Source organism: Streptomyces mauvecolor (genome assembly GCF_039532965.1).
Lineage (GTDB): Bacteria > Actinomycetota > Actinomycetes > Streptomycetales > Streptomycetaceae > Streptomyces > Streptomyces violascens.
The window spans coordinates 17,228-35,419 of sequence record NZ_BAAASQ010000055.1 but is presented as its reverse complement, the minus strand read 5'-3'; the positions used below and the strand labels follow the sequence as shown (position 1 = coordinate 35,419).

General features: G+C 69.8%; 17 protein-coding genes. 9 read left to right on the top strand and 8 right to left on the bottom strand.

Annotated features, from left to right (window positions below; all coding sequences use genetic code 11):
• Positions 1-150: 150 nt before the first annotated feature.
• On the bottom strand, positions 151-1,530 hold the full coding sequence (locus tag ABD346_RS37345; protein WP_344380768.1) for an aspartate aminotransferase family protein: 1,380 nt from the start codon (positions 1,528-1,530) through the stop codon (positions 151-153).
• Positions 1,515-2,057, bottom strand: a complete 543-nt coding sequence (locus tag ABD346_RS37340) for an Lrp/AsnC family transcriptional regulator (protein WP_373301013.1) — start codon at positions 2,055-2,057, stop codon at positions 1,515-1,517. The genes ABD346_RS37345 and ABD346_RS37340 overlap by 16 nt, the downstream gene beginning before the upstream one ends.
• Positions 2,058-2,237: 180 nt before the next feature.
• On the opposite strand from ABD346_RS37340, the gene ABD346_RS37335 reads away from it, so the two are divergent.
• The 3 genes from ABD346_RS37335 to ABD346_RS37325 all read left to right on the top strand — a co-directional run bounded on the left by ABD346_RS37335 (position 2,238) and on the right by ABD346_RS37325 (position 5,603).
• Entirely contained in the window at positions 2,238-3,677 is a 1,440-nt protein-coding gene (locus tag ABD346_RS37335; protein WP_344380767.1) for a gamma-aminobutyraldehyde dehydrogenase, read from the top strand.
• Positions 3,678-3,827: 150 nt separating this feature from the next.
• The gene (locus tag ABD346_RS37330) at positions 3,828-5,024 is read left to right on the top strand and encodes a polyamine ABC transporter substrate-binding protein (RefSeq protein ID WP_344380766.1); all 1,197 of its coding nucleotides are present in this window, start codon (positions 3,828-3,830) and stop codon (positions 5,022-5,024) included.
• Between the two features lie 51 nt (positions 5,025-5,075).
• On the top strand, positions 5,076-5,603 hold the full coding sequence (locus tag ABD346_RS37325) for a hypothetical protein (RefSeq protein ID WP_344380765.1): 528 nt from the start codon (positions 5,076-5,078) through the stop codon (positions 5,601-5,603).
• A gap of 9 nt (positions 5,604-5,612) precedes the next feature.
• Here the strand turns inward: ABD346_RS37325 and ABD346_RS37320 are convergent, their stop codons facing one another.
• The 5 genes from ABD346_RS37320 to ABD346_RS37300 all read right to left on the bottom strand — a co-directional run bounded on the left by ABD346_RS37320 (position 5,613) and on the right by ABD346_RS37300 (position 10,712).
• Positions 5,613-6,830, bottom strand: a complete 1,218-nt coding sequence (locus tag ABD346_RS37320) for a serine hydrolase domain-containing protein (RefSeq protein ID WP_344380764.1) — start codon at positions 6,828-6,830, stop codon at positions 5,613-5,615.
• A 186-nt stretch (positions 6,831-7,016) separates the two neighbouring features.
• A complete protein-coding gene (locus ABD346_RS37315) occupies positions 7,017-7,676 on the bottom strand; it encodes a response regulator (protein WP_344380763.1) in 660 nt (219 codons plus the stop codon).
• On the bottom strand, positions 7,673-8,899 hold the full coding sequence (locus ABD346_RS37310) for a sensor histidine kinase (RefSeq protein ID WP_425583055.1): 1,227 nt from the start codon (positions 8,897-8,899) through the stop codon (positions 7,673-7,675). The genes ABD346_RS37315 and ABD346_RS37310 overlap by 4 nt, the downstream gene beginning before the upstream one ends.
• Before the next feature lie 28 nt (positions 8,900-8,927).
• A complete protein-coding gene (locus ABD346_RS37305; RefSeq protein WP_344380762.1) occupies positions 8,928-9,611 on the bottom strand; it encodes a glycerophosphodiester phosphodiesterase in 684 nt (227 codons plus the stop codon).
• A gap of 57 nt (positions 9,612-9,668) precedes the next feature.
• Positions 9,669-10,712: an adenosine deaminase gene (locus ABD346_RS37300; protein ID WP_381227568.1), complete on the bottom strand. Its 1,044-nt coding sequence runs from the start codon at positions 10,710-10,712 to the stop codon at positions 9,669-9,671.
• Between the two features lie 129 nt (positions 10,713-10,841).
• On the opposite strand from ABD346_RS37300, the gene ABD346_RS37295 reads away from it, so the two are divergent.
• Positions 10,842-11,564: a DUF4190 domain-containing protein gene (locus tag ABD346_RS37295; protein WP_344380760.1), complete on the top strand. Its 723-nt coding sequence runs from the start codon at positions 10,842-10,844 to the stop codon at positions 11,562-11,564.
• Positions 11,565-11,645: 81 nt separating this feature from the next.
• Here the strand turns inward: ABD346_RS37295 and ybiA are convergent, their stop codons facing one another.
• Positions 11,646-12,209: a riboflavin biosynthesis intermediates N-glycosidase gene (ybiA, locus tag ABD346_RS37290; RefSeq protein WP_344380759.1), complete on the bottom strand. Its 564-nt coding sequence runs from the start codon at positions 12,207-12,209 to the stop codon at positions 11,646-11,648.
• A gap of 181 nt (positions 12,210-12,390) precedes the next feature.
• Here ybiA and ABD346_RS37285 point away from each other — a divergent pair, with 181 nt between their 5' ends.
• Genes ABD346_RS37285 through ABD346_RS37265 form a run of 5 tightly spaced genes read left to right on the top strand, consistent with a single transcriptional unit; the run spans position 12,391 to position 18,168 of the window.
• Positions 12,391-13,932, top strand: coding sequence for a gamma-aminobutyraldehyde dehydrogenase (locus tag ABD346_RS37285; protein ID WP_344380758.1), 1,542 nt, complete (start codon positions 12,391-12,393; stop codon positions 13,930-13,932).
• Positions 13,933-13,982: 50 nt separating this feature from the next.
• The gene (locus ABD346_RS37280; protein WP_344380757.1) at positions 13,983-15,233 is read left to right on the top strand and encodes a polyamine ABC transporter substrate-binding protein; all 1,251 of its coding nucleotides are present in this window, start codon (positions 13,983-13,985) and stop codon (positions 15,231-15,233) included.
• Positions 15,234-15,290: 57 nt separating this feature from the next.
• Positions 15,291-16,442 carry an ABC transporter ATP-binding protein gene (locus tag ABD346_RS37275; protein WP_344380756.1) on the top strand — a complete coding sequence of 384 codons (1,152 nt, stop codon included), beginning with the start codon at positions 15,291-15,293 and terminating at the stop codon, positions 16,440-16,442.
• Positions 16,439-17,365, top strand: coding sequence for an ABC transporter permease (locus tag ABD346_RS37270; RefSeq protein ID WP_381227564.1), 927 nt, complete (start codon positions 16,439-16,441; stop codon positions 17,363-17,365). The genes ABD346_RS37275 and ABD346_RS37270 overlap by 4 nt, the downstream gene beginning before the upstream one ends.
• On the top strand, positions 17,365-18,168 hold the full coding sequence (locus ABD346_RS37265) for an ABC transporter permease (protein ID WP_344380755.1): 804 nt from the start codon (positions 17,365-17,367) through the stop codon (positions 18,166-18,168). Before ABD346_RS37270 ends, ABD346_RS37265 begins: the two co-directional genes overlap by 1 nt.
• Positions 18,169-18,192: the final 24 nt, after the last annotated feature.

The window sequence follows — 18,192 nt, the reverse complement described above, 5'->3', positions numbered from 1 at the left end:
TCCTGCTCCCCGTACGGGGGAACGAAGGCAGGGCCGATCGGTCACTGGGCACGCTAGGGAGTGGGGCGTGGCTGTCCGGACAGCACGCGGCCCGGTCCCGCCCATCTCACTCGATGGGCGCAACCGGGCCGGTGCGGACGGCGTACGGACCTACAGCTTGGTCCAGGCCTCCGTCAGGACCTCGCGCAGGACGCCCTCGATCTCGTCGAAGGTGCCCTGGTCGGAGATCAGCGGCGGGGCGAGCTGGACGACCGGGTCGCCGCGGTCGTCGGCCCGGCAGTACAGGCCGTTGTCGTAGAGCGCCTTCGACAGGAAGCCGTACAGGACGCGCTCGGTCTCCTCGTCGTTGAAGGTCTCCTTGGTGGCCTTGTCCTTCACGAGCTCGATGCCGTAGAAGAAGCCGTTGCCGCGGACGTCGCCGACGATCGGCAGGTCGTGCAGCTTCTTGAGGGTGTCGAAGAAGGCGCCCTCGTTGTCGAGCACGTGCTGGTTGAGACCCTCCTTCTCGAAGATGTCGAGGTTGGCCAGGCCCACCGCGGCGGAGACCGGGTGGCCGCCGAAGGTGTATCCGTGCAGGAAGGTGTTGTCGCCCTTGTAGAACGGCTCGGCGATCTTGTCGGAGACGATGCAGGCGCCGATCGGGGAGTAGCCCGAGGTCATGCCCTTGGCGCAGGTGATCATGTCCGGGACGTAGCCGAACTTGTCGCAGGCGAACATCGTGCCCAGGCGGCCGAAGGCGCAGATGACCTCGTCGGAGACGAGCAGCACGTCGTACTTGTCGCAGATCTCGCGCACGCGCTGGAAGTAGCCGGGCGGCGGCGGGAAGCAGCCGCCCGCGTTCTGCACCGGCTCCAGGAAGACGGCGGCCACGGTGTCGGGGCCCTCGAAGAGGATCTCCTGCTCGATCTGGTCGGCGGCCCAGCGGCCGAAGGCCTCGGGGTCGTCGCCGTGGATCGGGGCGCGGTAGATGTTGGTGTTGGGCACCTTGTGCGCGCCGGGGACCAGCGGCTCGAAGGGCGCCTTCAGGGCGGGCAGACCGGTGATGGACAGGGCGCCCTGCGGGGTGCCGTGGTAGGCGACCGCACGCGAGATGACCTTGTACTTCGTGTGGTTGCCGGTGAGCTTGTGGTACTGCTTCGCCAGCTTCCACGCGGTCTCGACGGCCTCGCCGCCACCGGTGGTGAAGAAGACCTTGTTGAGGTCGCCCGGCGCGTAGTTCGCGAGGCGCTCGGCGAGCTCGACGGCCTTGGGGTGGGCGTAGGACCAGACCGGGAAGAAGGCCAGTTCCTGCGCCTGCTTGTAGGCGGTCTCGGCGAGCTCGTGACGGCCGTGGCCGGCGTTGACGACGAACAGGCCCGACAGGCCGTCCAGGTACTTCTTGCCCTTGTCGTCGTAGATGTAGGTGCCCTCGCCACGGACGATGGTGGGAACGGGCGCGTTCTCGTACGACGACATGCGGGTGAAGTGCATCCACAGGTGGTCGTAGGCGGTCTGGCTGAGGTCCTTGCTCACGGCTATCGGGTTCCCCACATATAGGTCTGCTTCTTCAGCTTGAGATAGACGAAGCTCTCGGTGGAGCGCACGCCGGGGAGCGCGCGGATCCTCTTGTTGATCACTTCGAGAAGGTGGTCGTCGTCCTCGCAGACGACCTCCACCATCAGGTCGAAGGAGCCCGCGGTCATCACCACGTACTCGCACTCGGCCATGGCCGTCAGTGCCTCCGCCACGGGGTCGAGGTCGCCCTCGACGCGGATGCCGACCATCGCCTGGCGCCGGAACCCCACGGTGAGCGGGTCGGTCACGGCGACGATCTGCATCACGCCCTGGTCCAGAAGTTTCTGGACCCGCTGGCGCACGGCCGCCTCCGACAGGCCGACGGCCTTGCCGATCGCGGCGTACGGGCGGCGCCCGTCCTCCTGGAGCTGCTCGATGATCGCCAGGGAGACGGCATCGATCGACGTCCCATTGGTGCGACGCGCAGCGTCTCCTTGAGGGGCGGTGGTCGGGAGACGGGAGGGACCGTTCCCGATCCTGGGTTCTGTGCTTCGGCTGGCCACGGAGCCACTGTGCACCCCGACTCGTCCGTCCCGCAACCCCAGAGCGATGAAATTCGTTGTTCTGTGACCTCCCGGGAACTGAATCCGAAGTTCCCGGGCGTCAGGTCTGTCGAAAGCGTCACCTCACCGACTAGGGTGGGCTGTCTCACCCATCGGACATCGGACCGGGAGGCCAGCGAAGTGACCACCGAACTGCGTCGTTTGCGCAACTACATCGACGGAGAGTTCCGCGATGCTGCCGACGGGCGGACCATCGAGGTGGTCAACCCGGCCACGGGCCAGGCCTACGCGACCTCGCCGCTCTCCGGCCAGGACGACGTGGACGCCGCCATGGCGGCCGCCGCCGCGGCGTTCCCGGCCTGGCGCGACACCACCCCCGCCGAGCGCCAGAAGGTCCTGCTCAAGATCGCGGACGCCTTCGAGGAGCGCGCCGAGGAGCTGATCGCCGCCGAGTCGGAGAACACCGGCAAGCCGATCGAGCTCACCCGCACCGAAGAAGTGCCGCCCATGGTGGACCAGATCCGCTTCTTCGCGGGCGCGGCCCGGCTGCTCGAAGGCCGCAGCGCCGGCGAGTACATGGAGGGCATGACCTCGATCGTCCGCCGTGAGCCGGTCGGCGTCTGCGCGCAGGTCGCGCCGTGGAACTACCCGATGATGATGGCCGTCTGGAAGTTCGCCCCGGCACTCGCCGCGGGCAACACCGTCGTCCTCAAGCCGTCGGACACCACCCCGGCCTCGACCGTGCTGATCGCCGAGATCATCGGCGCGATCGTCCCCAAGGGCGTCTTCAACGTCATCTGCGGCGACCGCGACACCGGCCGCGCGATGGTCGAGCACAAGACCCCGGCGATGGCCTCCATCACCGGTTCCGTACGGGCCGGCATGCAGGTCGCCGAGTCCGCCTCCAAGGACGTCAAGCGCGTCCACCTGGAGCTCGGCGGCAAGGCCCCGGTCGTCGTCTTCGAGGACGCCGACATCGCCAAGGCCGTCGAGGACATCGCGGTCGCCGGCTACTTCAACGCCGGCCAGGACTGCACGGCCGCGACCCGCGTGCTCGTCCACGAGTCGATCCACGACGACTTCGTGACCGCGCTCGCCAAGGCCGCCTCCGACACCAAGACCGGGCAGCCGGACGACGCGGACGTCCTGTTCGGCCCGCTCAACAACGCCAACCAGCTCAAGCAGGTCTCGGGCTTCATCGACCGCCTCCCCGCGCACGCCAAGGTCGAGGCGGGCGGCCACCGGGTCGGCGAGCAGGGCTACTTCTACGCCCCGACCGTCGTCTCGGGCCTCAAGCAGGACGACGAGATCATCCAGAACGAGGTGTTCGGGCCGGTCATCACCGTCCAGTCCTTCACCGACGAGGCCCAGGCCCTGGAGTACGCGAACGGCGTCGAGTACGCGCTCGCCTCCTCGGTGTGGACCAAGGACCACGCCCGCGCCATGCGCATGTCCAAGAACCTCGACTTCGGCTGCGTGTGGATCAACACCCACATCCCGCTGGTCGCCGAGATGCCGCACGGCGGCTTCAAGAAGTCCGGCTACGGCAAGGACCTCTCGGCGTACGGCTTCGAGGACTACACCCGCATCAAGCACGTGATGACGTCCATCGAGGGCTGAACCACGGCCTGAACGCGCGGAAGGGGCGGGGGAGTTGATCCCCTGCCCCTTCTGCGTGTTCACGCGCCCCCGACAGGGTGTCTGGCCTGGGGCGTACGGCTGTACGCAGCGTCCATTGAACCCGCTCGGCGGGGCGGGCATCCTGCCGGAATGCGACCGACCGCGATCCCCGCCACCAGCCCGTTCTCCCGCCGCAGACTCCTTCGCGCTCTCGGCGGCGGCGCAGCCCTTGCCGCGCTGGCCGGCTGCGGGGTCCCCGCGGCGTACGTCGAACCGGGCGACCGGGCCGGGCGCGACCGCTCGGCGGCCGACAAGTCCCTCACCTTCGCGAACTGGCCGCTCTACATAGACGTCGACGACAACGACGCCTCCAGGCGCCCCACCCTGGACGCCTTCACCCAGAGCACCGGGATCTCCGTCACATACACCGAGGAGATCAACGACAACGACGAGTTCTTCGGGAAGATCAGCCCGGCCCTGATGAACCACCAGGAGACGGGCCGGGACCTGATGGTGATCAGCGACTGGATGGCGGCCCGCTTCGTTCGGCTCGGCTGGGTGCAGGAGATGGACCGCGCCAGACAGCCCAACGTCACCCGCTACCTCGACCCCCAGCTGCGCACCCCCGCCTTCGACAACGGGCGCCTGCACAGCGTCCCGTGGCAGTCCGGGATCACCGGCATCGCGTACAACAAGAAGAAGCTCGGCCGCGAGATCCAGCACGTCAGCGACCTGTGGGACCCGCGGCTCGCGGGCAAGGTGACGCTGTTCTCCGGGCTCGACGAGTCCTTCGCGCTCCTGATGCAGGGCAACGGCGTCGACATCACGAAGTGGACCGCGGCCGACTTCCACCGGATGTGCGACCAGGTCGAGAAGCTGGTCGCCAAGAAGCAGATCCGCCGCTTCACCGGCAACGACTACACCAGCGACCTCAACAAGGGCGACGTCCTCGCCTGCCAGGCCTACAGCGGCGATGTGTTCCAGCTGAAGGCGGACAACCCCGACATCGAGTTCGTGGTGCCCGAGGAGGGCGCGGAGCTCTGGGCCGAGTCGATGATGATCCCCAACCTGGCCCGCCACAAGGCGAACGCGGAGGCCCTGGTCGACTACTACTACGACCCCGAGGTGGCCGCCGAACTGGCCGCCTCGGTCAACTACGTCTGCCCGGTCCCCGCCGCCCGCGACGTCCTCGCCTCCTCCAAGGACAAGGACGAGGCCGAACTCGCCGAGGACCCGCTGATCTTCCCCGACGACGCGATGCGCAAGCGGCTCGCGATCGCCCGTGACATCACGTCGGAGGAACGGGTGGAGTTCGCGAAGCGGTGGAACGCGATCGTGGGGCTGTAGTGGGGCGACCCTAGTTTTGAACACGTTCAACAGGGGCGTACGCTTGCGATCATGAGCGAGCGAAACGCCCTGTTGCGGCGTACCCGCGTGTGGTTGGTCGTCTTCATCGTCTGCCTCGTGCTGAGCGGGCTGACGGCCTTTCCCCTGGTCCATGAACTGCACTGGGCGCAGTCCCTGGTGCGGAACACGCCCCTGGGCGACTGGCTGCCGGGGCTCGGTGCCTGGATCGACCGGGTGCGGGACGGGCTTGATTCGGCGGATGCCGCGTACCCGTTCCTGCTGTACGGGACGGACTGGCTGGCCTTCGCCCACCTCGTCATCGCGGTCGCCTTCTACGGGCCGCTGCGTGATCCCGTCCGCAATGTCTGGGTCGTCGAGTTCGGGATGATCGCCTGTGCGGGGATCGTCCCGCTCGCGCTGATCTGCGGGCCCGTCAGGGGGATTCCCTTCTGGTGGTCGGTGATCGACATGTCCTTCGGGGTGTTCGGCGTGATCCCGCTGTACGTGGTGCGGCGCAAGATCAAGGCGCTGGAGGCGATGGGGGCGGGGGAACCGGTGGCGGTGCCGGTCGCGGTGTGAGGCGGGCGGTCAGGCGCGGTCCGGGGCGCCGAAGGCGGCGATCATGACGTGCATGGCCGTGGGGTTCATGTCCGAGCCCTTCGCGTCCGTGGAGTTGACGCTGTAGACCAGGGTCCGCGAGAGCGCCCCGGTGGGCGACACCGTCGCCGCGATCACCGAGTTGTAGCCCCAGCGCCCACCCGTCTTGCCCCACACGTCGTGACCGCCGAGCCGCATCGTCGACAGACCCGCGCTGTACGCGGCCGGCTTGCCCGTCTTCATGTCGCGCACCGACGCGCCGGGCAGGGTGAACATCTCCTTCAGCTGCGGGCCGCGCACCACCTGGCCGGTGAACAGGGCGCGCGTGAAGCGCTCCAGGTCGGCCGTGGTCGAGATCAGATCGCCCGCCGCGAAGGTGTCCCCGGCGCCCCACACCGTCACGTCCCGCAGCTCGGTCGAGCCGTCCGGCTTCGTGAACACCTGGTAGCCGTGGTTGTGCGGGCCGCGGACGGCGGGATCGGCGCCGGGCACATAGGTGTTGGTGAGGTGCAGTGGCCGCAGGATGCGGGTGGCGAGCTGATGGGCGTACGTGTCGCCCGTGACCCGCTCGATCAGGAGACCGGCCACCGTGTAGCCGATGTTGTCGTAATGCTGCATCGTGCCCGGCGGGAAGTCCCGCTTCTGCCCGGTCGCCGCACGCACGACGTCCGCCGGGTGGCTGCTCTCGAAGCGGTGCGCGTACAGGTATTCCAGGGAGTCGTCGGGCGAGCCGACGGAGGGGATGCCGCTGGTGTGGTTCAGAAGCTGACGGACTGTCACCGTGCTGTATGCGGCGGGGATCAGGTCGGGCAGGTAGGCGCGCGCCGGGCGGTTCAGGTCGACTCGGCCCTCGCCCGCGAGTTGCAGCACCATGGCCGCGGTGAAGACCTTGGTGACCGACCCCGCCCGGAACCGCGCGTCCGGGTCCGCCGGGGTGCCGCTCGCCAGATCGTGCACCCCCGCGCTGCCGAGCCAGCTGCCGTCGGTGCCGCCGATTCTCACCAGCGCGGCGGTCGCGTCGGCCCCTGGCTTCCCGGCGCCCGCGATGGCTGCGCGCAGGGCGGCGGTGTCGAGGGTGCCGGCGGTCCGGTCGGCGGCGGCCCGGCCCGGGGCAGGTGCCGGGGAGGCGGCGAGGGCCGGGCCCGCCGATATCCCCAGGACCAGGGTGGTGGCCATGAGCGCGGTGCGGATACGGGGGCGGGTGTTCATGGTGGGTCTCCGTGATCAGGTGGGGTTGTGCCGATGGATTCCATCCTGCTGATCACGGGGTCGGCGCGGATCGCCGTGGCGGGGGGTTCTCACGGCCGCGACTCCTCGCCCGTGCGGGGGAGCCGGGTGCGCAACCGTCCCCCCGGCGGGGGAGGTGCCCCTCGCACGGCGGCGCCGCTCAAGCGCTCAGGACGCAGCCCCCGCCGAGATCAGGCCCGTCTCGTACGCGCAGATCACCGCCTGGACGCGGTCGCGCAGGCCCAGCTTCGCCAGCACGTTGCCCACGTGCGTCTTCACCGTGTGCTCGGAGACCGTCAGTTCGGCCGCGATCTCGGCGTTGGACAGGCCCCGGCCGAGCAGCAGCAGGGTTTCGCGTTCGCGGGCGGTCAGCGCGTCGAGGCGAGCGGAGGGGGCAGGGGCCGCGGGCCTCGATGTGTACTCGGCGATCAACCGCCGTGCCACCGAGGGTGCGAGCAGCGCCTCCCCGGCCGCGACCACTCGTACCGCGTGCACCAGATCGTCCCGCCGGACGTCCTTGAGGAGGAAGCCGCTCGCCCCGGCGTGCAGCGCCTCGTACACGTACTCGTCCGAGTCGAAGGTGGTCAGCATCACCGTGCGACAGGCGCTCGCCGCGCTGATCGCACGGCAGGCCTCGATGCCGTCCAGGTGCGGCATGCGGATGTCGAGCAGTGCCACGTCGGGCGCCAGCCGGCGTACGGCGTCGACGGCCCCGGCGCCGTCTCCCACCTCCGCGACCACCTCGATGTCCGGCTGCACGTCCAGGATCAGGGCGAAACCGCTGCGCACCAGTTCCTGGTCGTCGGCCACCACCACACGGATCGTCATCCCCCCACCTCCGCCGAGGAGGCTGTCGAGGGGGTGGGAGGCAGCGGGATGACGGCCCTGACCTCGAAGCCCCGGCCGTCCGGGCCCGGGCCCGCCGATGCCGTGCCGCCGTGTGCCGCCGCCCGTTCCCGGATGCCGATCAGGCCGTGCCCGGTACCGGGGCCCGGCGTGGCGCCGGGAGCGGGTGCGGTGCCGGGGCCGCCTCCGTCGTCCCGGACCGTGATGGTCAACTCCCTTGCGGAGTAGGAGAGTTGTACGGCAATGGCCGAAGCCGCCGCGTGCTTCACCGCGTTCGTCAGGGCCTCCTGCACGATCCGGTACACGGTCGTCCCGGCGGCCGGGGGGAGCGGGCGGGCCGCGCCTTTCGTCTCGTACGCGACCGAGGGGCCGCCGCCCAGGGAGACCCGCTCGACCAGCGCGGGCAGCGCTGCCATGCCCGGCTGCGGCTCACGCGGGGCATCCGGGGCGGTCTCCTGCCGGAGCACTCCCAGCATCCGGCGCAGCTGCACCATCGCGTCCCGGCCCGTCTCCGAGATCGCCTCGAACGCCGCCTCCGCCCGTGCGGGCGCCGCGCGCACCGCGACCGGGCCCGCCTCCGCCTGCACGATCATGATGCTGACGGCGTGGGAGAGGATGTCGTGCATCTCCCGGGCGATCCGGGCCCGTTCGCGCGCCGCGGCCTGCTCGGCCTCGATGCGGTTGGCCCGCTCCAGCTGCGCCGCGCGGTCCTCGACGGCCGCGGTGTAGGCCTGCCGGGTGTGGGTCAGCCGGCCGAGCGCATACGCGGCACCGAAGACGAAGAAGGAGAACATCAACTCCTTGGCGTCCTGGGTGTTGAGTGCCACCGAGGGCGCGATGAGCACCGCGACAAGGACGGCGACGGAGATCCGTTGGCGCACCGGGGACAGCGCGGCCACCGAGTAGAGGGCGACGAGCCCCGGGTAGGGCAGCGGCTGGCCCGGCCCGTCCAGGGTCAGCTTGTACACGGCTCCCGCCGCCAGGACCGCGAGCGTCACCGCGACCGGGGCGCGGCGCCGCCACACCAGGGGCAGCACGGCCAGCGAGGTCAGGGCGTAGTCCGCCCAGGTGGCCGGGCGCAGCCCGTCGGGCCGCTCCACGACGAACGGGATCGACATCGCCACCTGCACCAGCAGGGCGAGCCCGATGTCGACCGCCCAGCCGTTCGCCGCCCGCAGCCGTGCCGCCAGGCGTTCCGTACCCACCCCGTGTCCCCCTTCGAAACGCGGCCGTTCACCGCCCGGACAGGATGCCGTGCAGTGCGTCCACGCGGTTGGTGGTGATCGAATCCACCCCGTGCGCGATGAGCCGGCGCTGGGTGCGCGCGGTGTCCGCGGTCCACGCCGAGACGAGCATCCCGTCCCGGTGGACCCGCTCCACCAGCTCCGGACCGACAATCCCGAAGCGGTAGTTGAGCCAGTGCGGCCTGATGGCGTCGATCAGCGCGGGCCGGGGCGGGGCGGGCTTCGTCCAGGTCAGCGCGATCTCGGCGTTCGGGTCGGAGGCGCGTACCCGCAGCATGGTGACCGGCCCCGCGCAGTAGTAGACGCGCTCGCCCGCACCGCACTCGCGGACCGTGTTCACCACCTTGCGCACCGACTCCTCGGTGGCGCCCGGCAGATCGAGCATCACCCGGTGCGCGCCGACCGCGATCAGCGCCTGGCGCAGGGTGGGGACCCCGCCGCCGGTCACCTCCCGCACCTCCTCGTACGGCAGCTCGGCCACCGGGCGGTCGAAGTCCCACAGCCGCTTCAGCGTCTCGTCGTGCAGCAGCACGGGCACGCCGTCCCGGGTCGTGCGGACGTCGATCTCGACCGCGTCCGCGCCCCGCTCCAGGGCCGAGGCGATGGAGGGGAGCGTGTTCTCGCGGACGCGGTACGGGTCGCCGCGGTGGGCCACGGCTGTCACGGTGCGCATGGGGCCATTGTCCTGAGCGGCGCCGGGGTCAGCCAGCCGGCGCCGGGTCCGAGGAGGTCAGCGGGCCAGCCACTTCGCCGTGTAGTCGTCGATCTCGCCGGCCAGCCGGGTCTTGCCCGCCGGGTCCAGGAAGGACGCCTCGACGGCGTTCTTGGCGAGGTCCGCGAGGCCCCGCTCGTCCAGGTCGAGAAGGCGGGCGGCGACCGCGTACTCGTTGTTGAGGTCGCTGCCGAACATCGGCGGGTCGTCGCTGTTGATCGTGACGGGCACGCCCGCGGCCACCATCTCCTTGACGGGGTGCCGGTCCAGGTCGGGCACCACCCGGGTCGCCAGGTTGGACGTCGGGCAGACCTCCAGGGCGATCCGGTGGTCGGCGAGGTGCTTGAGGAGCGCCGGGTCCTGGGTGGCGCTCGTACCGTGGCCGATGCGCTCGGCGCGCAGCTCGATCAGCGCGTCCCAGATCGACTGCGGCCCGGTGGACTCTCCCGAGTGCGGTACGGAGTGGAGGCCTGCGGCGATGGCGCGGTCGAAGTACGGCTTGAACTGCGGCCGGGGCACCCCGATCTCGGGGCCGCCCAGGCCGAAGGAGACCAGGCCCTCGGGGCGCACCCCGTCCTCGGTGGCGAGCCGGGTCGTCTCGGCGGCGGCCTCCAGGCCGGCCTCGCCCGGAATGTCGAAGCACCAGCGAAGGACCGTGCCGAACTCGGTCTCGGCTGCCTTGCGGGCGTCCTCGATCGCGTCCATGAACGCGTGCTCGTCGATGCCGCGGCGGGTGGAGGAGAACGGCGTGATGGTCAGCTCGGCGTAGCGGATGTTCTGCCGGGCCATGTCCCGGGCCACCTCATAGGTGAGAAGGCGCACATCCTCCGGGGTGCGGATCAGGTCGACGACCGAGAGATAGACCTCGATGAAGTGCGCGAAGTCCGTGAACGTGAAGTAGTCGGCGAGCGCCTCGGGGTCGGTGGGAACCTTCGAGTCCGCGTGGCGGGCGGCCAGTTCGGCCACGATGCGCGGCGAGGCGGAGCCGACGTGGTGCACGTGGAGCTCGGCCTTGGGCAGCCCCGCGATGAAGGGGTGCAGGTCGGTCATGGGGTCCTCCATGGGTCTGCCGCGAGGGTCCTCGCGCGGTCGGCGGCGAACGGCCTCCGGACGTCGGGGATCATGGTAGGCCGGGCGGTCCCGCCCTGGACCCGGGGCCGTAGCATGACGGAACCACGATGGGGGAGGCCCATGTCAGACAACACCCAGCAGCCGTCGGGAGGCCAGGAGCCCCGCGACCCCTGGGCGCCGCCGGAGCACAAGGTCCCGCTGGACAAGCCGCCGGTGCACGACCAGCAGACGGTCATCTCGATGCCGGGTGCCGACGGCCAGAGCGCTGCCCCGGCGCAGGGAGCCCCCGGCGCTGTCCCGCCCCAGGGTCCCTTCCCGGGTGCGCCCGCACAGCAGGTGCCTGGACAGCAGGCTTCCGCCCCCGGCTTCGGCGGCCCGACGCCGCCGCCCGCGCCGCCCGGCCAGGCGGTGCCCGGAAGCTACGGCTACCCCAGCTACCCGCAGCAGCCCGCCCAGGCCTACCCCGCATACCCGGGCGCGGGCCAGCCCGCCTACGGCTACCCCGGCTGGACCGGGATGCCCACCCCGCAGAACGGGTTCGGCATCGCCGCGATGGTGCTCGGCATCGCCGCGTGTGTGCTCATGCTGTGCACCGTCGGTGTCGCCGGCATCGTGCTCGGCGCGCTCGCGCTGATCTTCGGACTGCTCGGCAAGGGCAAGGCCCGCCGCGGTGAGGCCAACAACCGGGGCCAGGCCTTGGCGGGCATCATCACGGGCATCGTCGGCATGGTGCTGGGCGCCGCGATACTCACCCTGGTGATCGTGGCCAACTCGATGGACCATTCCCGCTACGACGACGACTACTACTCGAACTCCCTGTCGACGTCCGTGTCCGGCCGCTGAGGAACGTCTCAGGCACCGCGCTCCGGTGAAGGGCGCCCACCGCGGCCCCCTTCACCGGAGCGGGATCAGGTGCGCAGGACGTCAGCGCAGCCGCTCCCGCGCCTCCGTCAGCGCGAAGCCCAGCAGGTTCAGGCCACGCCACCGCGCGGGGTCGTCCGCCTCCGGCGCGTCCGCCGCCAGGCCGATGCCCCAGATCCGGTCCAGCGGGCTCGCCTCGACGAGCACCCGGTTCCCGGTGCCGAGCAAGTAGGCCCGCAGCGCCTCGTCCTGGCCGAACTTGTGCAGGCTGCCGGCCAGGACTATCCCGTACCGCTCCCGCCGCCACACCGCCTCGTCGAAGCCGCGCACCAGGCGACCGGCCTTCTTGGCCAGCGCCGGGTTCGCCGCCGTGAGCGCGGCGCGCTCCGCCTCCGGGTCGCCGAACAGCCGGGCCTTCGACGCCATCATCCAGTGCTCGGCCGTCGCGTACTCGACACCGTCGACCACGAAGCGTGACGGCCACCACTGGCTGAAACAGCTCGGGCCGAGCGAGCCGTCACGCTGGGGCCGGTGTCCCCAGAAATGCAGATACTTGATCCGGTCACCCTTTTTGACCTGCGCGATCAGCTGGTCGAGCGGTGTGCGGTCCCCCGTGATTTCTTCCATGCACGCGAGTCTGGCAGGCGCCACTGACACTACGTCGGGCCATGACCGCCCCGACACGACACATGGTCGACAGATTCCGTCGCGTAACCAAAAGGCAACAACGGAATCACTTGTTGGCCAGATGTGCCTCTGCCAGGATCGTCACTCAAATCGAGCTGAAGCTACGAAGAACGTGGGCGACATGGACACCGACAGCGGCAACGGCAATCGCACCCCGGCACAACCCCGCTTCCCGGCGCGGGACCGCTTCGCGGCCGGTGCCCAGCACATCGGCGGGCGGCTGCGCCCCGGCACCTCCGGACGCCGCCAGGCGGTCGTCGACCCGGCGACGGGGGAGACGGTGTACGACTACGAGCTCGCGGGTCCCGCCGATGTCGACGCGGCGGTCGCCGCGGCCAGGGACGCCTTCCCCGGCTGGTCCGGAGCCACCCCCGGCGAGCGCTCGGACGCCCTGCACCGCCTCGCGGAGGTCCTCGCCGAGCGTGCCGAGGAGTTCGCGCAGGCCGAGTCCCTCCAGTGCGGCAAGCCGATCAAGCTGAGCCGCGAGTTCGACGTGCCCGGCACCGTCGACAACACCGCGTTCTTCGCGGGCGCGGCCCGGCACCTGGAAGGCAGGTCGGCCGGGGAGTACTCGGGGGACCACACCTCGTACGTACGCCGTGAGCCCATCGGGGTCGTCGGGTCCATCGCGCCCTGGAACTACCCGCTCCAGATGGCCGCCTGGAAGATCCTCCCGGCGATCGCGGCGGGCAACACCATCGTCCTCAAGCCCGCCGAGACCACCCCGCTGACCTCGCTCCTGTTCGCCGAGGCCGCCAAGGAGGCCGGCATTCCGGACGGTGTCGTCAACATCGTCAGCGGCGCCGGAAAGGACGCGGGCGAGCACCTGGTCGGGCACGGGGACGTCGTGATGACCTCCTTCACCGGCTCGACCGGGGTCGGCAAGCGGGTCGCCGAGATCGCCACCAGGACCGTCAAGCGGCTCCACCTCGAACTCGGCGGCAAGGCCCCCTTCGTGGTCTTCGACGACGCGGACCTGGAGGCCGCCGTGCACGGCGCGGTCGCCGCATCCCTCATCAACTCGGGCCAGGACTGCACCGCCGCCACCCGCGCCTACGTCCAGCGTCCCCTGTACGAGGCCTTCGTCGAGCAGACCGCGGCCCTCATGGAGACCGTCCGGATCGGCGACCCGTTCAGCGAGGGCACCGACCTCGGCCCGCTGATCTCGCACGTCCACCGCGACCGCGTCGCCGGATTCGTCGAACGCGCCAGGGCCTATGCCCGCATCGTCACCGGCGGCGAAGCCCCCAAGAACGACGGCGCCTACTACCGGCCCACCCTCGTCGCCGACGCGCCCCAGGACAGCGAGGTCGTCCAGGCCGAGATCTTCGGCCCGGTCCTGGTGGTGCTGCCCTTCGACACCGACGACGAGGGCATCGCGCTCGCCAACGACACCCCCTACGGACTCGCGGCCTCCGCCTGGAGCCGCGACGTGTACCGCACCGGCCGGGCCACCCGCGAGATCAAGGCGGGCTGCGTGTGGATCAACGACCACATTCCGATCATCAGCGAGATGCCGCACGGCGGCTACAAGGCGAGTGGCTACGGAAAGGACATGTCGGCGTATTCCTTCGAGGAGTACACGCAGGTCAAGCATGTGATGTACGACAACACAGCGGTCGCCAGGAAGGACTGGCACCGCACGATCTTCGGGGACCGATAGCAGAGGCGGCCCGACCAGGCCACCGAACCCACCCGAAAGGGCATAAAGGCATGGAGCAGTACGAGCCGGACACCCTGTCGGCGGCCCAACTGGCCGCCATCCGGCGCAGCATGACCAACGGCCGGGGCGCCCTGACCCGCCGTTCCCTGCTGCGCGCCTCGGGCGTCGGCGCGCTCACCGTCGGCGGTCTGGCCGGCCTGAGCGCGTGCGGCATCCCGGCGGCCAAGAAGGAGAACGGCGCCGGACCGTCCAACGCGGACCACTCCGACCGGGAGAAGCAGATCAACTTCTCCAACTGGACGCAGTACATGGACATCAGCGACGACAAGAAGCACCATCCGACGCTGGACGAGTTCACCCGCCGCACCGGGATCCAGGTCAAGTACACCGAGGACATCAACGACAACGTCGAGTTCTTCGGCAAGATCAAGCCGCAGCTCGCGGCCGGCCAGGACACCGGCCGTGACCTCGTCGTCCTCACCGACTGGCTCGCCGCCCGGCTCATCCGGCTCGGCTGGGCGCAGCAGCTCGACCCCGCCCATCTGCCGCATGCGTACGCCAATCTGGCGCCCCAGTTCCGGATGCCCGACTGGGATCCGGGCCGCGCCTACTCCTACCCGTGGACCGGCATCCCGACCGTCATCGCGTACAACGCCAAGGCGACCGGCGGCAAGAAGGTCGACTCCGTCACCCAGCTGCTCGACGACCCGAGCCTCAAGGGCCGGGTCGGCTTCCTCTCCGAGATGCGCGACACCATCGGCATGACCCTGCTCGACCTCGGCAAGGACCCGGCGAAGTTCACCGACGCCGACTTCGACGCCGCGATCGGACGACTCCAGAAGGGCGTCGACACCAAGCAGATCCGCCGCTTCACCGGCAACGACTACACCGGCGACCTGGTGAAGGGCGACCTCGCTGCCTGTATCGCCTGGGGCGGCGACGTCACCCAGCTGCGCTCCGACAACCCGGACATCAAGTACGCGATCCCGGCGGCCGGTTACATGACCTCCAGCGACAACCTGCTCGTCCCGGCGAAGGCCCGGCACCAGAGCAACGCCGAGAAGCTGATCGACTACTACTACGAGCTCCCGGTGGCCGCCAAGCTCGCCGCGTTCATCAACTACCAGTGCCCGGTCGACGGGGTCCGCGACGAACTCGCCAAGATCGACCCGGCGCTCGCGCAGAACGAGCTCATCCTGCCGGACCGGGCGATGACCGCGAAGTCCCACGCCTTCCGCTCGCTCAGCGAGGCCGAGGAGACGGCGTACGAGCAGAAGTTCTCCAAGCTCATCGGATCCTGAGCCGCCCACCCCCTGATCAGAGTCCCCCTTCCCTCTCAACACCCTGGGACCCCACCCATGACAGACAGCACCGCCGGCGGCGACGTCCGCCTCACCGGGATCAGCAAGACGTACGGCTCCTTCACCGCCGTCCACCCGCTCGAACTGACCGTCCCCGAGGGCTCGTTCTTCGCCCTGCTCGGCGCGTCCGGCTGCGGCAAGACCACCACGCTCCGCATGATCGCCGGGCTTGAGGAGCCGACCACGGGCACGGTCTTCCTCGGCGACAAGGACGTCACCGACCTGCCGCCGTACAAGCGGCCGGTGAACACCGTCTTCCAGTCGTACGCCCTCTTCCCGCACCTGAACGTCTCGGAGAACATCGCCTTCGGGCTGCGCCGCCGGGGCATCAAGTCGGTGAAGAAGCAGGTCGACGACATGCTGGAGCTCGTGCAGCTCGGCGACTTCGCGCACCGCAAGCCGCACCAGCTCTCCGGTGGCCAGCAGCAGCGCGTCGCCGTCGCCCGCGCGCTGATCAACCACCCCCAGGTGCTGCTCCTCGACGAGCCGCTCGGCGCCCTCGACCTCAAGCTGCGCCGCCAGATGCAGCTGGAGCTCAAGCGCATCCAGACCGAGGTCGGCATCACCTTCGTGCACGTCACCCACGACCAGGAGGAGGCCATGACGATGGCCGACACGGTCGCGGTGATGAACGGCGGCCGTGTCGAACAGCTCGGCGCCCCGGCCGACCTGTACGAGAACCCGAAGACCACGTTCGTCGCGAACTTCCTCGGCACCTCCAACCTCATCGAAGCCGAGGTCGCCGAATCGAGCGGCGACGACCTCGTGGTCACCGCCGGCGGCGCCAAGCTGAGGCTGCCCGGCGGCCGATGTTCGGCCCCCACGAGCAGCGGCGGCAAGCTCCTCGTCGGCGTACGCCCCGAGAAGATCTCGCTCGTCCACCGCGACGACGAGGGCACGATCGCGGAGGGCCGCAACCGCGTGAGCGGCCGCATCGTCGACTCGTCCTTCATCGGCGTCTCCACCCAGTACATGGTGGACTCCCCGGCGGGCAACGGCCTTTCCGTGTACGAGCAGAACGTCGACCGGCGCGCGGGACTCCTCCCCGGCGCCGAGGTCGTCCTGCACTGGAACCCGGCGCACACCTTCGGCCTCGACGCGGCGCAGGCCATCGACGCGGGCGTCGAGAAGGTCGAGGACGCCGCGTGACCGCCCTGGCCGAAGCGGCCCCTTCTCAACAAGGCGACCTCCCGGTGCGCAAGGGCTCCACCCGCAAGCGCCTCGTCCCGTACTGGCTGCTGCTGCCCGGCATCCTCTGGCTGATCGTGTTCTTCGCGCTGCCGATGGTGTACCAGGCCTCGACTTCCGTACAGACAGGCTCACTCGAGAAGGGCTTCCAGGTCACCTGGCACTTCCAGACGTACTGGGACGCCTTCAAGGAGTACTACCCGCAGTTCGTCCGCTCCCTGCTCTACGCGGGAACCGCGACCCTGCTGTGTCTGCTGCTCGGCTATCCGCTGGCCTATCTGATCGCCTTCAAGGCGGGCCGCTGGCGCAACATCGTCCTGGTCCTGGTCATCGCGCCGTTCTTCACCAGCTTCCTGATCCGCACGCTGGCCTGGAAGACGATCCTGGCCGACGGCGGACCGGTGGTGCACGCGCTGAGCTCGCTGCACGTCCTGGACGTCACCAGCTGGCTGGGCTGGACCGAGGGCAACCGGGTCCTGGCCACGCCCATGGCGGTGGTGTGCGGACTCACGTACAACTTCCTGCCGTTCATGATCCTGCCGCTCTACACCTCCCTGGAGCGCATCGACTCCCGGCTGCACGAGGCGGCCGGCGACCTGTACGCGACGCCCGCCACCACCTTCCGCAAGGTGACGTTCCCGCTGTCGATGCCCGGCGTCGTCTCCGGCACCCTGCTCACCTTCATCCCGGCCAGCGGCGACTACGTGAACGCCGAACTGCTCGGCTCCACCGACCAGAAGATGGTCGGCAACGTCATCCAGTCGCAGTTCCTGCGGGTTCTCGACTATCCGACGGCCGCCGCCCTCTCCTTCATCCTGATGGCGATCGTCCTGGTCATGGTCACCGTCTACATCCGCCGAGCCGGGACGGAGGACCTGGTCTGATGCCCGTTCTCAAGTGGCTGCGCCGCAACCTCGTGGTCATCGCGGGGCTCGCGACGCTCGCGTATCTGATCCTGCCCAACGTCGTCGTGATGGTGTTCTCGTTCAACAAGCCGAACGGGCGCTTCAACTACTCCTGGACGCGGTTCTCGACCGATGCCTGGCAGGACCCCTGCGGGGTCGCCGACATGTGCGGCTCGCTCTCGCTGTCGCTCCAGATCGCCCTCTGGGCGACGATCGGCTCGACCGTACTCGGCGCGATGATCGCGTTCGCCCTGGTCCGTTACCGGTTCCGGGCGCGCGGCGCGATCAACTCGCTGATCTTCCTGCCGATGGCGATGCCCGAGGTCGTGATGGCCGCGTCCCTGCTCACGCTCTTCCTCAACATGGGCGCGCAGCTGGGCTTCTGGACGATCCTCATCGCCCACATCATGTTCTGCCTCAGCTTCGTCGTCACCGCCGTCAAGGCCCGTGTGATGTCCATGGACCCGAGGCTCGAAGAGGCCGCGCGCGATCTCTACGCCGGTCCCGTGCAGACGTTCCTGCGGGTGACGCTGCCGATCGCGTCGCCGGGCATCGCGGCGGGCGCCCTGCTCGCCTTCGCGCTGTCCTTCGACGACTTCATCATCACCAACTTCAACGCGGGCTCCACCGTGACCTTCCCCATGTTCGTCTGGGGCTCGGCGCAGCGCGGCACGCCCGTGCAGATCAACGTCATCGGGACGGCCATGTTCATCATTGCCGTCGTGGTGGTCACCGCCGGACAATTCATTGCGAACCGGCGCAAGAACAGCGCGAAAGCGTAACCGAACGCAGTTCCTGAGGGAGTT

Excerpts from the sequence above, each read along its gene's own strand:
- ABD346_RS37330 (WP_344380766.1), top strand. The coding sequence starts at position 3,828 with ATGCGACCGACCGCGATCCCCGCCACCAGCCCGTTCTCCCGCCGCAGA.
- ABD346_RS37325 (WP_344380765.1), top strand. The coding sequence starts at position 5,076 with ATGAGCGAGCGAAACGCCCTGTTGCGGCGTACCCGCGTGTGGTTGGTC.
- ABD346_RS37320 (WP_344380764.1), bottom strand. The coding sequence starts at position 6,830 with ATGAACACCCGCCCCCGTATCCGCACCGCGCTCATGGCCACCACCCTG.
- ABD346_RS37315 (WP_344380763.1), bottom strand. The coding sequence starts at position 7,676 with ATGACGATCCGTGTGGTGGTGGCCGACGACCAGGAACTGGTGCGCAGC.
- ABD346_RS37305 (WP_344380762.1), bottom strand. The coding sequence starts at position 9,611 with ATGCGCACCGTGACAGCCGTGGCCCACCGCGGCGACCCGTACCGCGTC.
- ABD346_RS37300 (WP_381227568.1), bottom strand. The coding sequence starts at position 10,712 with ATGGAGGACCCCATGACCGACCTGCACCCCTTCATCGCGGGGCTGCCC.
- ABD346_RS37295 (WP_344380760.1), top strand. The coding sequence starts at position 10,842 with ATGTCAGACAACACCCAGCAGCCGTCGGGAGGCCAGGAGCCCCGCGAC.
- ybiA (WP_344380759.1), bottom strand. The coding sequence starts at position 12,209 with ATGGAAGAAATCACGGGGGACCGCACACCGCTCGACCAGCTGATCGCG.
- ABD346_RS37285 (WP_344380758.1), top strand. The coding sequence starts at position 12,391 with ATGGACACCGACAGCGGCAACGGCAATCGCACCCCGGCACAACCCCGC.
- ABD346_RS37280 (WP_344380757.1), top strand. The coding sequence starts at position 13,983 with ATGGAGCAGTACGAGCCGGACACCCTGTCGGCGGCCCAACTGGCCGCC.
- ABD346_RS37275 (WP_344380756.1), top strand. The coding sequence starts at position 15,291 with ATGACAGACAGCACCGCCGGCGGCGACGTCCGCCTCACCGGGATCAGC.
- ABD346_RS37265 (WP_344380755.1), top strand. The coding sequence starts at position 17,365 with ATGCCCGTTCTCAAGTGGCTGCGCCGCAACCTCGTGGTCATCGCGGGG.